At 45.6% G+C, this 16,229-nt stretch carries 10 protein-coding genes; 2 read left to right on the forward strand and 8 right to left on the reverse strand.

Annotated elements, in window-relative coordinates:
• Positions 1 to 62: 62 nt before the first annotated feature.
• The 7 genes from ACE3MZ_RS22530 to ACE3MZ_RS22560 all read right to left on the reverse strand — a co-directional run bounded on the left by ACE3MZ_RS22530 (position 63) and on the right by ACE3MZ_RS22560 (position 9,483).
• On the reverse strand, positions 63 to 1,424 hold the full coding sequence (locus ACE3MZ_RS22530; RefSeq protein ID WP_411344305.1) for a GntP family permease: 1,362 nt from the start codon (positions 1,422 to 1,424) through the stop codon (positions 63 to 65).
• Between the two features lie 329 nt (positions 1,425 to 1,753).
• Entirely contained in the window at positions 1,754 to 2,425 is a 672-nt protein-coding gene (locus ACE3MZ_RS22535) for a GntR family transcriptional regulator (protein ID WP_411346893.1), read from the reverse strand.
• A 502-nt stretch (positions 2,426 to 2,927) separates the two neighbouring features.
• Positions 2,928 to 4,388 carry a hypothetical protein gene (locus ACE3MZ_RS22540; RefSeq protein ID WP_411346894.1) on the reverse strand — a complete coding sequence of 487 codons (1,461 nt, stop codon included), beginning with the start codon at positions 4,386 to 4,388 and terminating at the stop codon, positions 2,928 to 2,930.
• Between the two features lie 296 nt (positions 4,389 to 4,684).
• Positions 4,685 to 5,479 carry a class I SAM-dependent methyltransferase gene (locus ACE3MZ_RS22545; RefSeq protein ID WP_411344306.1) on the reverse strand — a complete coding sequence of 265 codons (795 nt, stop codon included), beginning with the start codon at positions 5,477 to 5,479 and terminating at the stop codon, positions 4,685 to 4,687.
• A gap of 237 nt (positions 5,480 to 5,716) precedes the next feature.
• Positions 5,717 to 6,814, reverse strand: a complete 1,098-nt coding sequence (locus tag ACE3MZ_RS22550) for a carbohydrate ABC transporter permease (RefSeq protein ID WP_411344307.1) — start codon at positions 6,812 to 6,814, stop codon at positions 5,717 to 5,719.
• A complete protein-coding gene (locus tag ACE3MZ_RS22555; RefSeq protein WP_411344308.1) occupies positions 6,814 to 7,914 on the reverse strand; it encodes a carbohydrate ABC transporter permease in 1,101 nt (366 codons plus the stop codon). The genes ACE3MZ_RS22550 and ACE3MZ_RS22555 overlap by 1 nt, the downstream gene beginning before the upstream one ends.
• Before the next feature lie 135 nt (positions 7,915 to 8,049).
• Positions 8,050 to 9,483: an ABC transporter substrate-binding protein gene (locus ACE3MZ_RS22560; protein WP_411344309.1), complete on the reverse strand. Its 1,434-nt coding sequence runs from the start codon at positions 9,481 to 9,483 to the stop codon at positions 8,050 to 8,052.
• 870 nt (positions 9,484 to 10,353) lie between these two features.
• Between ACE3MZ_RS22560 and ACE3MZ_RS22565 the strand changes: the two genes are divergently transcribed.
• Complete coding sequence (locus ACE3MZ_RS22565) at positions 10,354 to 14,100, forward strand: immunoglobulin-like domain-containing protein (protein WP_411344310.1); 3,747 nt, start codon at positions 10,354 to 10,356, stop codon at positions 14,098 to 14,100.
• A 376-nt stretch (positions 14,101 to 14,476) separates the two neighbouring features.
• Positions 14,477 to 15,412, forward strand: a complete 936-nt coding sequence (locus tag ACE3MZ_RS22570) for an aldo/keto reductase (protein WP_411344311.1) — start codon at positions 14,477 to 14,479, stop codon at positions 15,410 to 15,412.
• 171 nt (positions 15,413 to 15,583) lie between these two features.
• Here the strand turns inward: ACE3MZ_RS22570 and ACE3MZ_RS22575 are convergent, their stop codons facing one another.
• On the reverse strand, positions 15,584 to 16,084 hold the full coding sequence (locus tag ACE3MZ_RS22575; protein WP_411344312.1) for a DinB family protein: 501 nt from the start codon (positions 16,082 to 16,084) through the stop codon (positions 15,584 to 15,586).
• Positions 16,085 to 16,229: the final 145 nt, after the last annotated feature.

The following is a 16,229-nucleotide window of genomic DNA, read 5'->3' on the forward strand; positions in this document are numbered from 1 at the left end:
CTATTCAACAGGGCATCGACCGTGATGAATCTACCTTGCTACATATTCCTTGCAGATACATGTTATACAAATACACTCAAAACCATAATAAACGCCAGTCCGACCACCGATAGGATCGTCTCCATCACCGTCCACGACTTCAGTGTCTGTCCAACGGTCATGCCGAAGAACTCCTTGATCATCCAGAAGCCTGCATCGTTAACGTGCGACAGAATCAGCGAGCCTGCACCGGTTGCCAGTACGACCAGCTCTACATTGACCCCGGTGCTGACTGCCAGAACAGGTGCGACAATACCAGCCGCCGTAGTCATCGCTACCGTTGCCGAACCGGTTGCTACGCGGATGAGTGCCGCTACGAGCCAGGCGAACAGAATCACGTTGATGTTGCTATGACTGGCAATGTCAGCAATCGCTTTGCCTACACCGCTATCAATCAATACTTGCTTGAATGCACCGCCACCACCGATGATCAGAATGATACCGGCAGTAGGTGCCAGACACTCGCTGGTGAATTTGGAGATGTCGTCTTTGCTAAATCCACGGGCAAAGCCGAGTGAGAAGAAGGCGAATACCGCCGAGATGAGCAGTGCAATAATCTCATGACCGACAAATTCGGCAAAATGCGTAAATCCGTTCACACCTTCTGGATCGACAATGCTGGCGATGGAACCCATCAGCATCAGAATAACTGGCAGCAAAATCGTAAACAGCGTAATGCCAAAGCCCGGCAGCTTGCGATCACCTTTGGATGCGAATTGCTCTGCCAAATCCTTCGGTGGCTGAACTTCAATGCGACTACCGATAAATTTACCGAAAATGGGACCCGCAATGATCGCTGTCGGCAAACCAACGATGAGGGAATACAGAATGGTGCGTCCCAGATCAGCATTGTACGCGCCAATAGCGATCATCGGTGCCGGATGTGGCGGTACCAAACCGTGTACGGTGGACAGACCTGCCAGAATCGGAATCCCGATTTTCAGCAAAGATAGCCCTGTTTTACGTGCGACCAAGAACACAATCGGAATCAATAGAATCAAACCAACTTCAAAAAAGACCGGAATCCCGACGATAAAGCCAACCAGCATCATCGCCCAGTGAACGCGCTTCTCGCCAAAGCGGTCGATCAGCGTAGTAGCGATTCGTTCGGCACCGCCGGATTCTGCCATCATTTTACCGAGCATCGTACCAAGACCGATAACGATCGCAATCGTGCCGAGCGTTCCGCCCAGACCGCCGGTGACAGATTTGATCAGATCCTGCGGGTCCATGCCTGCCAGCAGACCGAGCATTAATGCGGCGATCATCAGAGTGACAAACGGATTCCATTTGAATTTGGCAATCAAGACGATCAGGAAGACGATCGCAATCAATGTCCATACGAGCAATGTTGCATTGTGACTGAGTCCGAATAATTGATCCAAGGGAATAGCCTCCTTATGAAAAATCAAAATGAAAATTTTCAAAGTCTTTTTTTGAAAAATTGAAATATTTTCCGCAAATAAATAGAGCGCTTACAATATATACTGTGATCAACATCCTACTGCACACGATTGAGCAGACAAAGATGTATACTTGTCGACAACTAACAGCAAACCACATCCTACTCCGTAGCTACAACCGGCGAACCGCGTAAGAAATGTCGTTCTGTCGGTACCGCCGGTTGTGATCTCTGCGCCGTTACGATTTGCACTCGCTCGGCACATCCCAACATCTACAGATGGCTGTTTTCATTGGTAAACGGACAGAGCGGCTACGGCAAGGTGCGAGTTAGGGTACGCGCCGAATCGGCAAAATAGTCGTTAACTGCGCGCCGGATCACTTCGGGATCGCGTGAACGCAGTCCACCCAGAATTTTGTAATGCTTGTCGGCGACCCAGTTCATTCGCTCTTCGCCAGTCTGAAAGCCTTTCTCGGTCGTGATCAGAATGACGGTCATCACAATCTGGCGAATGCTGTTCCAGAGATGAATCATGCGTTTGTGCTGAGCGTGCATCACGATCGCTTCGTGAAACATAAAATCCTGATATGCAAAATCGACATAATCGCCATGCTTGACCGCCAGCTTCATCTTGTCGATGGTGCGATCCAGCTGGGTGATCAAGGCATCGTGATCGCCTTCCGCCAGCCGCTGCTGGGCAAAGCTCTCGATCAGATACCGTACATCGTACAGCTCTTTGACATCCTCCAGATTGAGTCCGAGTACGACCGCACCCATACGTTCCAATCGGATTAAGCCTTCGTTGGACAGTGCTTTGAGCGCATCGCGTACCGGGGAACGGCTGCTACCAAAATCAGCGGCAATCCTATTCTCCGAAATGATCTCTCCCGGTTGGATCTGTTCATTTATAATTTGCAGCCGAAGCTCACAGGCAATCACTTCCCCGCGGGAAGCCCCCTGTAACCAGGCAGTTGGATATTGCATCGTCAACGTCCCTTCCTTGTGCATCATCGTCGGTGAACAGGCATAAGCGTAACAACCAAGCAGCATCTTCCTTTGCTTCGCTGATCCTTATTGTTTGTCTACTGCTTGCGGCTGTGAGCCACTGCCCGCCATGTATTACGATTTTAGCACAAACCGGCGAACCGGATATAACGTTTTCGACGATCATTATGACTGGATACTATGTATCGCCCTCCTTACGAAGTGGACTGTAAAAGATATGTGCGTGATTCATTTCAACCTGTACACAGGCAATATAATAACGAATGAAATATGATGTTATTGTGTACTTGTATACAACTTCAAAACTTTGGTTTTTATCTTACTACTCTGATTCGCTGATGTAAAGTTTTTATTGTAAGCGTTTTATAAAATGATGCAAAATACCCTGTTCCGCGTACAGATTCCAATGCAGAATCTATACTGAGCAGAACAGGGTATTGTTGATCACTAATCTTCGTTATTCATACAATCAGTACTATGCTTACTCCGATTCGCCATTCAGATAATTAAAGAATGGTTGATCCACCCAGAAATCATAACCGGAGATGTCCGCGTCTGGTGCCAGCTTGCGGAAGCCATCACGGATATTGGATGCCTGATCTTTGAGCGAGAACGATTGAGCATAATAATGACCGAGTGTAATTTTCGTATTGGAGATGACCGGATAACCAGACAGCTCCGTTGGCGAATAGTACAGTGGTTGCCACCAAGAGCTGTAGATCAGCGGTGTCGTTGTATTGCTATTTTTCTTCGCATAGGTGGAAATAATAGTGTTAAAACGCTCTTTGTCTGCGGTAGTATTAAATTCAAACTGGATATCGTATTCCTTCGCATAGGCGATATAGTTGCCATTGTCGATCTGGGTTACTTTGTAATCTGGCGTTTCTTTGGGAGTTCCCCATTCCTTGAGATAAATGAACGCCGATGTCTTCGGCTGGAACTGCACATCCGCATCGATATGCTCACTGCGCAGCAATCCGATCAGCTGTACCGCATGCTTGATATCGTCATGCCCATACGTGAGTGTCAGATTATCGATAAAGTTGGAATCAAACCGGCTATCCTTCAGGTTGTACCCTGTCACCAGATTGTTGCGCAGCGCCTGATCAACGATACTTCTCAGCTCTGGCGCCTCAATCAGGTCAGCAGTTCGATAAGCAGAATATAGCTTCTCATAAATATCACTGTCACTGGAGCGACCGATTTCGTTTTTGTATTTGCCGAGACTGGTCAGCGTCTTGCCAAGCAGGGTGTTCGCAGTATCGCGGTCAATGGTTCCGCCTTTGCGCAGAGCAGGATAGAGACTTTCCGGCACGAGTCCGGTGTCAATTGCCGCTGCCAATTCCTGCGCCGCCTGTCCCTGTAAAGTGCTATCCGTGATCCCAGCTTTGGTCAAGGCGGCTTTGATTTTGGTTTGTGGATATGTATACGCCAGTTCCTTGAAGCCCGCAGCTTTGACGGCGATGAATACAGCTGCATACGTGCTCAGCGCCTGATTGGCATGCACTTCGGTGCTCGACAGAATGCCATCATTGTACAGACTGACTGCGGCGGCATACGCGTCGTCACCCGGCTTCAGATCGGTGAACGACGGTGTATCGGCATACGTGGATGAGGTAGCAGTCGATGGGACGATTTGCGAGATTGCTTGCAGGAAGTCGCCTCGTTTCACTTGTTGCGGAAGCTGGACATTATATTTTGCCTGTAAAAATTGAGCATACTCTGCTGCCGTCTCGGTATAGACCGAAGTTGAGGTAGAGATTGCGGGTGCAGCTGGTGTCTGAACAGCAGCAGGATTGGCTACTGGTTCAGTTGGTGTCTTGACCGCTGCGGGTGCTTTGACAGCTGTTGGTGTCGCGGCAGGAGCAGCATATGCCGGCAGTCCGACAGCTCCAAGCGCAGTAGGTGCAGCAAGCAGAGCTGCGAGTGTGAAACGGGTCATCTTTTTCAAATGAATGCCTCCTCGAAATATGGAAATCATAAACAAAAAAACAGATTCTCCCAATTCATACCATTCCGATGTGAATTAAATGATTGGAATGAATTTAGCACGGATAAACGATACCTGTCAACGAAAAAATAAGCCAGCCGAATCATCAGCTGACTTAGAAAAGGCAGTACCTCCCACTACCGTTCATCTTATACACCTGCCATAGCAAATCTCATACTTATCGTTGCGATAGAAGATGCACAATTGTGCTGTTCCACCTCACCTCGCAGCATCCATCATCGCTGTTATTACACTACATAACTACGATGCCCGGCACGGTAAATATAAATACGTGTACGATGAATATCCCGGCACGTAATCATATGCTCCGGCTCCCAGCCCGGCAAGGCAAAATAGACGCTGATCACATACGTATCCTGTCGGCACTGCTCTCGCCACAGAGTACTCAGCCGCTTCATCGCACCCGGAAACAGATAACAGACGATCAGATCGGTATCGCGATAATCATACTGATACAGATCGCCACGAATAAGCGCAATCCGACTGCGCCGCAGCCACGCCAGCCCCCGAGATACCAGATATGGCACTGGCGAATTCTCAATCCCGATCACATGTAGTGCTGGAACATGGCGTTTCAAATGGATTGCCAGCGTTCCCCAGCCTGACCCGGCTTCCACCAGCTTGAGCGGATGGGGCGACGCCAAATTGGCTTCGGTATCGACAGTAAAGGCTATGGTTGCTTCATGTCCAGTTAAGAAGTGAGCAGGTTCTGTTTTTCCATTTTGATTTTGATTTGAATTTTGATTTGAGTTTGTATGTGAATGTCGATTTGCATTTCCATTAGCAATCACAGATCTACCGTTCACAATCTCTACTGCATTTTTCTTAGACTGCTGTTCCCGCTGAACGATGTCAATACGCTGAATCGCTTCTCGTACCTCGCGCTCCACTTCTCTAAGTAGCAGCGGCGATGCTGGTAATGGCGAGATACCGTTGCGCCAGCTAACATACACAATTGAGCCAACCAGCAGCAATGCGAGAATCAAGCCAACAACCGATAGTAGCGTACTCCACCATTCCATACATAATCCTCCCAGCAGCGATGAATAGTGCCCTTATTGTTTGATATGTATATGTATAGATCCGTTCGTGTTCAGCAGGGCAATTATAACATATATTTCCATACATATTCATCCACCCATATCAAAAAGCCCGCTTTCCATGATCGGAAAGCGGACGTTTGTAACAAGTAGTAGATGGAGAATGCTGAACGATATCCTATACTGAAGCAACCAGTCCGTGATACTTTGCCAGAGCGGTCAGCCTTTGACCGATCCGCCCAGCAAACCGCGTACAAAGTATTTTTGTAGAGCGAAGAATACAGCCAGTGGTGTCAGCATAGATACGAATGCCGCTGCCGTAAGCAACTGCCAGTCGTTACCACGCGAGCCGACCAGATTGGCGATACTCATCGACAATACCTGTACTTCCGGCTGAGAGCCGAGGAAGATGAGTGAAACGAGATAATCGTTCCATACCCATAGGAACTGGAAGATCGAGATCGACGCTAACGCCGGTACGGACAATGGCAGAATGAGCTTGGAGAAAATCGTAAAGTTGGTTGCCCCGTCCATAAACGCGGATTCAAACAAATCCTTCGGCAACTGACTGATCGAGTTGTACATAAAGTACGTGATCAGCGGCAACCCAAACGCCGTATGCGCCATCCATATCCCAAAGTACGTGCCGTTCAAGCCCAGCGTCGTATAGTCGCGCAGGATCGGAATCAATGCTACCTGTAACGGTACGACGAGCAGCGCGATAATGACGATAAAGAACACTTTGCGTCCCCGGAATCTCAGCCAGGCGAACGCATAAGCCGCAAATGATGCAATAAAGATCGGAATGACAGTGGATGGAATAACGACGGCAATTGTATTCCAGAACGAGCGCCCCATGCCGCTGCCCTGCTCCGTTTTGATCGTTCCGTCTGGCTGAGTGATTTTGTACTGTTTACCGCCCAGCACGGTTTCATAGTTTTGCAGGGTAAAGTTGGTCGAAGCGCCCCATTTCTTTTCCTGTACGTCGAGTGTACGAGCGCGGCGATTCTCCCAGATTAGACGCTGGTCGCCCACTTCTACACCAGCTTTGAGCTGATCGTCGCTAAACGTCTGACCGTTCACTGTAATCGGCTTGCGCAGATCGGTATCGCGGTCAAGCTTGAGCTGACTGACTGTATCCCATTGACGATGCGGAAATACGGTCCACCAACCCGTTTGCAAAATATCAGCAGCCGGACGAACGGAGGAAATGAGCAGACCGAGTGTCGGGATAAACCAGACGATACAGATAATGCCCAGCACCAGATTGACAACCCAGTTTCCTTTGCGTTTGGGAGCTTTGACAGATTTACGCATTACAGGGTTCCTCCCTTCTGGAGCTGACGCACATTCAGAATAATGACCGGAATAACCGCGATCAACAGCACGATGGCAAGTGTCGAGCCATAGCCTGCATTTTGATACATAAATAGCTGACGATAGAACTCGGTCGCTACGACCTCAGTTCCGTACTGTCCACCAGTCATAATCATAACGACATCGAAGATTTTCAGCGTGAACACGATAATCGTTGTCGTTACGGCAAGTACAGTGCCAGAGATAACGGGCAGCATGATTTTGAAGAAAATACGTACTTCGCCTGCGCCGTCCATCCGCGCCGCTTCCAGCATATCCTCTGGAATCCCTTTGATCGATGCTGAGAAAATAACCATCGCAAACCCGGTCTGCATCCAGACGAGAATGACGATGAGGAACAAGTTATTCCACGGCTGCACCATACTGAGCCAGCCCTGCGGCTGAAAGCCCATATTGACGATGATCGCATTCAGCAATCCGATCTGGTCGGCACCCGGTTGGTAGTAATAGATGAATTTCCAGATAACCCCGGCAGCGACAAAGGAGATCGCCATCGGCATAAATACAATTGCTTTTGCCAGACGCTCAAAGCTGCTGCGATCCGCCAGAACGGCGATCAACAATCCGAGAATGACGCAAGCAAGTGTACCGAATGCTACCCACATCAAGTTGTTACGTAATGCCGTGAGCAATAATCGGTCGGTAAATACAGCAACAAAGTTGGCAAACCCGACAAACTGCGTCGAATCGGCATTGAAAAAGCTCAGATACAGCGTGCGCAGCGTCGGCAGGAATAGTAGCCAACCTAGCAACAGCACGGCTGGTCCGACAAATACGTACGGAATGATACGGTCTTTCCATTTATCTGGATATTGCTCCACTACCCAGTTCAGGGAGTAGTAAATGGAATAGATCCCGAATACGCCCCACAATACAGCGAGAAACGCATTCACGATCGGCGGCAAATCCGAGCTGCGGAAAAACAGGAAGATCAACGTATGCAGCCCCAGATTCAGTAACGGAACAAGGATGGATAGTAGAATCAGCTTCGGTGTAAACCGTTGATTGCTACGCACATCCATTTGTTTGCCTACGTCCATTGGCTTTCCCCCTTCAACATTGTGCAAACCGATACAGCTTCTGTTCTCAAATGAAAGCCAAACGGACCGCAATCAGGCCCGGTCCGTTTTGGCGGTTGGTCTCAGTTGGTTGTGTAACTCAGTACACGAAACGACTTACTTTTTCCAGCCAGCCTGGATCTCTTGCATTGCTTGATCCAGATCGGCGGTACCACTCACGTAGTCGGTCATTCCTTTCCAGAATGTACCTGCACCAACGGCGCTAGGCATCAGGTCGGAACCGTCAAAGCGGATTGTTTTGGCATTCTGTACAAACTCGGACATACGACGTTCTTGGTCATTCGCAAACCAATCATCCGGTGTACCGTTCATCGGAGGTGTTACGCCGCCGGATTTGGTCCAGCTTTGCAGAGATTCAGCCGTTGTGAAGAATTCCATAACAGCACGCACTTCCGGACGATCATTGAACATCGCGTAGATATCGCCAGAGATCATAGCAGGTGTACCGTATTGCTCATCAATGGATGGGAACGGGAACCAGTCGTAATCTTCCGGTTTCACGCCTTCAGGGATAAAGGAAGTGATAAAACCAGCTTGACGATGCAGCCATGCTTTCGGTGGATCTGTGAACAGTGGAGCAATCGCGTCACCGAAGTTGGTAGTGGCGATGGAGCTGCGACCACCGTATACATAGTCTTTGTTAAACCAGATTTGGGACATTTTTTCGACTGCATTTTTTACGATTGGATCCGTGAATGGCAGTTCGCCTTTGACCCATTTATCGTAGTTTTCCGGTGTAGTAGTACGCAGCATAATGTCCTCTACCCAGTCAGTAGCAGGCCAGCCGGTTGCCGCGCCGCTCTCGATACCGATACTCCAAGCAGGATCGCCGTCAGCAGCGATTTGCTCGGTCAGCTTCATCATTTCGTCCCATGTTTTTGGAACGGTGTAGCCAGCATCTTCAAATGCTTTTTTGTTGTACCAAACCAAGCTTTTCACGCTGCTGCGTGCCCAGACGCCAGCAGTGATATCTTTGCTGTCCGGACCTGGCATTTGTCCCATATCCAGCCAGCTTTGTTGGTATTGTTTTTTCATGTAGTCCGCATCGATAAAGGAAGATACGTCAACTACTTTGCCTGCTTTCGCAAAGTTTTCCAGCAGACCCGGTTGCGGGAAGTCCGCGATATCCGGTGCGTTGCCGCCGTTTACACGTACATTGATCGTTGCTTCAAATTCTTTGGAGCCTTCGTATGCGATATCGATGCCGGTTGCATCTTCAAATGCCTTGATGCTAGCATTGAACTTCTGCTCATCCGCATCGACGAATGGACCGTACATCGTTACTTTTTTACCTTTGTATTCTCCGTTAAGCGCTTTCTCCAGATCGGAGCCAGCAGGTACTTGCGCCGTTGTGATCAATTTGCTTCCGTCGGTTGTGGTGGCGGTCTCAGCTGTCCCCCCGCTGCCAGTCTGCGAACTGCCAGTTGTACTTGTGCTGCTTCCTCCGGAACAGGCACTCAAAACGACGGAGAACATCAACACCAGCATTAAACCTAAAGAACCGTTTCTTTTCAGTTTGCCCTGTTTCATGGACTCAACCCTCTCTTTTGATATACAAACCCTCTTTTTCATGTCACTACCGTTGAAGCTGCTTCACGCTTCAAATAGATAAATTTTACTTTTAATCCATTTTCTAATAATCATCAGCAAAAGTAAATAAAAATTTGATAACGCTTGCAAACTTTTATCAAATTCTTGCGGTATTGCGGATTTACTGAAGTTACCCCTTGAATTAGAAATTTAATTATCTATTTGTAAGCGGTTACAGTTGTGTGCAAGAACATTCTATGATATTGCCAGACGATAAGCAATCCCTTTTTCATAAAAGAAAAAAATATTTTTTGTCCTTATCTTTCATTCATATTTTTGTTTATTATAAATACATTTCGCGATGTTATCAGAAGCTCTATATAAGCATGATAGATGTGGATCAATAAGGGTAAAAAAAGCCTTGTAAAAGTGCCTTGTTACAGGGATGTATAACGTTTGTAAAATGCGTGGTCTTTTGTGTTCTATAGCGTATTTTTAGAGGAAATGCTACACCTCAAAAGCAGAGTGGAACTGGTTCCATTCGGAATGCCAATGATTGTGCAATCGTGCGCACAGATTTGGCAATTGGACTCTACTTTGCCATATTGATTTGATTAGCGTCCAAGTAGATATACGCAATTGCGTTTTTTGCAATCTGTTGATTTTTGTCTTTGATTAGATGGATAGAATGATAGGTTTTGTAAAAATGATGACATATGCATATTATATACTTACCTTATTTTCCATATTAAGGAGTCAAAATCAAATCTTCTTGCATAGTAAATTATTGCTAAGTACCTATATCTTCTATAACTATAGGATTGCTATATTAGGATGTGAAGTACATAATTGCCAATTAAAAGGAGGAACATGATGAAAAAGTTTATTTCGGCAGGTATGGCAACGGTGCTGTTGCTGCCACTGACTACCACGACTGTAAAGGCACAAAACACCGTTATAGCAGATCTATCCCCACCTACAACGTTTACTGTGAAACCATCTGTCCAAAGTGATGTATATGCAACTTCAGCAATTCAACAAGATACGGTGTATACTTCTGTTTATCAAGCAGTATATTCTCCTGATCAGGTAAACATTACTACACCTTATGGAATTGCCTATCATAATAACGACCTTTATATTGCAAAAAGTAGAGAGGGACTTGCTAAAGCTTCACTAGTTACAGGAAAAGTCACTACTATTTTTAATGATAGTCAAATCGATTTTCAGACTGTTGCTATCGATTCACAGGGGAATCTCTACTATACCGTTAGACGCGATGGTCAAGATTTAGATATTTACATAAAAAAAATCAGTTATAAAGCATTGCAAAACTTACCCCTCACCTCTGAACAGTTAGCAGCCGAAAGTACAGTCTATGCTCGTTATACTCCCTCCACTACATCAGAGCAACCTCAAATTACAAGTATGGTATTTGACTCTCGGAATCGATTGTATATTTCATTAAACAGTTCAAGTCTTATAGATGGAACCGGAGTAATGAGATGGGATAATGAAACTCGTACGTTCAACTCTGTTATTGCCAATCAATCTCCGGGTATTTCAGGCATTGGCATAGATGCTAGTGACAATCTCTATTTTAAACCTGTCCCTTTCCATAATGATAAACGATTCCCATCTAATGGTATTAATCGGATTCCTGCTAGCGCACTACAAACGATTCCCGTATCCAACAATATGATTGAATCCTATCGTTATGAAACTTCACTCGCTCCAGCGCAGTCATTGCCTGGCATCATATTTTTACCAGATGGAACCTCATATGCATCGGATCGCTATCAAATAAAACGAATCTTCCCAAATGGACTTCCTATCATTACATTAAATGGTGAAGCAAATGTTACGGTACGTTACGGTGAAACCTATGAAGATGCAGGCGCATTTGTAGAAGACGAAAAATATACTGGATTAAATATAAGTACTACTTATACGTTAAACGGAACAGCTGTGGATCATATCGATTTAAAAAAGGCAGGTACTTATACTGTTCATTATAATGCAGTTAACCCTGACAAACTCGCTGCAAAAGAAGTAATCCGCACCGTAATAATTAAAGCTCGTCCTGCTAGCTTGAACGAACTCGAGTTCAGTAACCCGGTTAGCATGGATTATGCGAATGGAACTGTATACGTCGCGAATCCAGCAACATCTACTAGCACAGAAGGTGGTATATATAAAGTATCCATTGCAGACTATAAGCCAGTGCTTGTAGCTACTTTACCTAAGGTTCAAGCTGTAGCTGTAAATCAAACAGGGGATTTGTATTTTTCTCTTACTGATCAGCCTAATAGCTTTTACAAATTGGAAGCTACTTATTTGCAAACTGATACACCGCTCACACAAGCCGAAGTTATGACAACGGCAAAACAGATTACTCCATTTTCTTCAGAGCAGCTATCAGGAGGCACATTGTCAGTAAAAGGTCTGGACTTTGATGCTGCTGGGAGATTATATATTGCCACCGGTCAAGGCAATATATCCTTTTGGCCACATGCTGTGATTTTCCGTTCAACGGATAACAGCTTGCAGAATTTCCTACCTTTCTTGGAAGGTGATTCTCAGCTTAAGCATGAGATGGTTGGCATTCAGGATATCGAAATTAGTCCTGGTGGTAATCTGTATGCTCAATTTCAGGGGAGTGGATTTGGTGGTACCTTTAAGTTACCAAGTACTGTACTCGTAGAAGTTCAGCCCACAATCACTGAACAGCAATTTCAATATGTAGAGTCCCGTTCTTCTAACAACACAGGCATTGTTTTCCTTGCTGATGGTCAAGGCTTTGTCAGTAATCTGGATTATCCGCAGGCAGTAATCGGCAAAATGTTTGTTAGCGACCCTGCCCCTGCTGCTCCACCAGTAGTTGATGCTTATCGCTTGGAAAACTTGAATATTCCAACTCCGAATGGAATGGCCTATTTCAAAGAGTCCGCATATATTGCACAACAGAACAATGGCATATCCAAAATTGATCTAAATACCCGTACAGTAACACAGCTTGTTTATGGCTCGACTAAATTCCCTATACGTGCAATAGCTATCGATCCCAAAGGTGCTTTGTATTATCCAGTTATTAACACTAAAAATCCGGAATATACGTATATCAAAAAAGTAGATGCCACCGTTCTCAAACAGTCTATAACTGCTGAACAGCTAGTTGCCAAAAGCATCAACTATGCTTACTTGCCCGTTAAAGGAATCAGTGGTCTTGCGATGGACGCCAGCAATCGTTTGTACGTCTCCATTGATAACCAGAAACTTGACGGCTATGGACTAATGAGATGGAATACAACATCCAAACTATTGGAACCGGTTATTGAGGAAACGGAAGGCATCAATGGTATCGGTTTTGATACATTAGGTAATCTATATTTCAAAGCAAATCTCTGGAGTGAACATTATGATTTTGCTATAGGTACAAACAAAATTCCAGCAGCAGCTTTAAAAGGGAAGTTCCCAATTTCTAGTGATAAGATACAACCATACAAAAGTGATCAACTGTTGCAAAAAGACACGCTTGGCTTGTTATTTTTGCCAGACGGTAAATCATATCACAGCAATGGCAGCAGTCTAAAACGTATTTTCCCGGATTCAAGACCTATCATTAAATTGAATGGACATACACAGGTTACTACTTATGTTGGCGATACTTATCCAGATCCAGGTGTATTTATCGAAGATGAGAAAGATATCGATCTTCATGCTACAGTTACTTATTCGTTTGAAGGAAAAAGTGTATCGCAATTGGATACAAATAAAACGGGCATATATACTATCCATTACAATGTAGTCAATGCCGCCGGCATTCCCGCTATTGAGAAAACGCGCCAACTAACGATACAATTGGCTCCTCCTCAACTTACGGATTGGTATATGATTGGGATTCAGGCTATGGATGCAAATAAAGAAAATCTATATATAACCAGTACACCGCTAACTAATGATCCCAATTATGGATTGTATCAAATCTCACTGAAAGATAACCAAAAAACCAAACTTGCAGCTACCAATGATGTAACTGCGCTTGCTGTACAAGCAAATGGCGATTTATTCTTTACGCGCTCAGGCATGAGCAATATGATTTTCAAAGTCGATGCCAAATATCTTCAATCTGAAAAAACACTGACAGCGAGTGAACTCATGCAAAGCAGCAGGACGTATATGCCGTTTGTTTCGCAATCCTCTGATCTAGCTTCCGGTTCTATAACTGGTATGGCCTTTGATCCACAGGGAAGATTATATGTTTCGCATCGCTCCAAAAATAATGATCAGTCTATTTATAAAGTATTTCGTCTGAGTGGAGTCAATCTCGACAAATTAACACTGATTACAGCAACGACAAAAGAATCGATTTATGATCTTGCTTTCAACCCAGCAGGTGATCTGTATATGAATACGATCTCTACTAAACCGATTACTTATAAAATCAATGCTCAACAATTGAAATCATTACCTGTGCAAACACCATCATTCTCTACTTTGCCAAATCATGCTGGAGATTTTGGGATTGTCATTTTATCAGATGGTCAAGGTTATGTGAGTGATCTTATCGATTTTTATATGAATAAGCAGACCATTTGGAAACTAAAAGAAAATTGATATTAGGTTTGCATTAAAAAATATCCCGCATATTAAATTACGGTACAGATACGATTTTTAATATTATATTGTTTTATAAAACCTGATTAGTCCTCGATAGCGTATATCAAAGGCTGATCAGGTTTTTTCTATGTAACATCACTTGTATATGATGTTTAACTCTCTTATGTCCCACACAAACGTTTCAATCCACATCCACATTGGCTAATATGTAACTGTTGCCTTATCATCAACAATCAAGTCATACATATTATCCTATACACATAGCGATCTACATTTCGCATGTATACCATTGATCATATTATCCCGACCTTTTCACTTGGTAAATAATTCTGCTACAATGGGAAGCACACTACGTACAAGGAGATGAATGAATATGTCGAACAAAACACGTCTAGGTAAAAGCGATCTGTGGGTGAATCCAATCGGGCTGGGAGCCAATGCAGTTGGCGGGCATAACCTGTATCCGAATCTGGATGAGGAAGCTGGTAAGGAAGTAGTACGCACGGCGGTTGCCAACGGGCTGAACTTTATCGATACTGCATTCATCTATGGTCCGAAACGCTCCGAAGAGCTAATCGGCGAAGTGCTCAAAGAAATCGGCAAGCGCGATGAACTGGTCATCGCTACCAAAGGTGCACACAAATTCAATGAACAAGGCGATGTGAGCATCGACAATTCACCAGCCTTTCTGCGTGACAGCGTGGAGAGCAGCCTGAAGCGTCTGCAAACCGACTATATCGATCTGTTCTACATCCACTTCCCGGATGATTCCACACCGAAGGATGAAGCCGTAGGCGAGCTGAAAAAGCTCAAAGACGAAGGCAAAATCCGTGCCATCGGCGTATCCAACTTTTCGATCGATCAGTTGAAAGAAGCGAACAAAGACGGTCATGTCGATGTGCTGCAATCCCATTACAATCTGTTCAAACGCGATGCCGAGCAGGATCTACTGCCATATACCGCAGAGCAGAACATTAGCTTTATCCCGTACTTCCCACTAGCATCTGGTCTGCTGGCTGGTAAATATAATAGCGAGACGCGCTTCAACGATCTGCGTGCACAAGACCCATTGTTCGCAGGCGAAGCGTTCCAGCACAATCTGGAAAAAGTCGAGAAACTTCGTCCAATCGCCCGTGCCAAAGGCGTAGAGATCGCGCATATCGTGCTCGCATGGTATCTGACTCGCGACTCCATCGACGCGATCATCCCGGGTGCTAAACGCTCCGATCAGGTGCTGGATAATCTGAAAACACTGGATGTGCAGCTGACTCCGCAAGAGATTGAACAGATCAACCATATTTTCGTCTAATCGAATTACCCCTCAGTAGAATATACAAGACCACAGCTCTCCTTTACCGGAATACGCTGTGGTCTTTGTTTGCTATATTCACTTCATCGTATACATCATACATCCGCTACATTTTGTTGTAGCAGCATTCATTGCTTCAATCGTTCAAGACTTGCAAGCAGCTCAATCCTTTTACGCTGGATAGCCTCCGCCCGGTGGCGGCCATGCTCCCAGCAATCTGCGGATGATTACAATCTCGCCAAGATGGTACGTATTGTGGGATGCGATATTGCGCAGGAATCCGGCAACCGTCTCTGTTGGGATATGAGTGAGCGGTGTCGCCAGCTCCAACGTCTGCGCCAACTCACAGGCGCTGTCGATGCCCTGCAAGAAATCGTCCAATACTTGCTGCCACGATGTCTCATCGGCGGCACGACTTTCCTGTGGCCAGCTCTCCGCTGGAATCGGCGGACGCTGCGGCTGTTCACCACGGACATGAGCGAGCATGAAATCCTGCCAGTACGTCATATGGCTGATCAGCTGATGGATCGTGTACGGCAAGCCGTCTACACGCTGCCCGGACAGCTCCAGATCAATATCGGATAATGCTTTGGCAATCGGCAAATGCCCTCTTTCCCCGATCAGGGATTGAACCAATGCTCTGGCAAAAGCTTGTTCTGCGGTTTGACTCATCTTCGTTCCCCCTCCGTTTCTAGCTAAATGTATATCATTCGGCAGCAAATTTCAACGCGAGCGGACGGAACCACAAGTGAACAACGCCCTTCGATGAATACGCATGCTCTCATTCGTCACTTCCAACCTTATTCGCACCATTCAT

This window comes from Paenibacillus sp. WLX1005 (assembly GCF_046603685.1).
Lineage (GTDB): Bacteria > Bacillota > Bacilli > Paenibacillales > Paenibacillaceae > Saccharibacillus.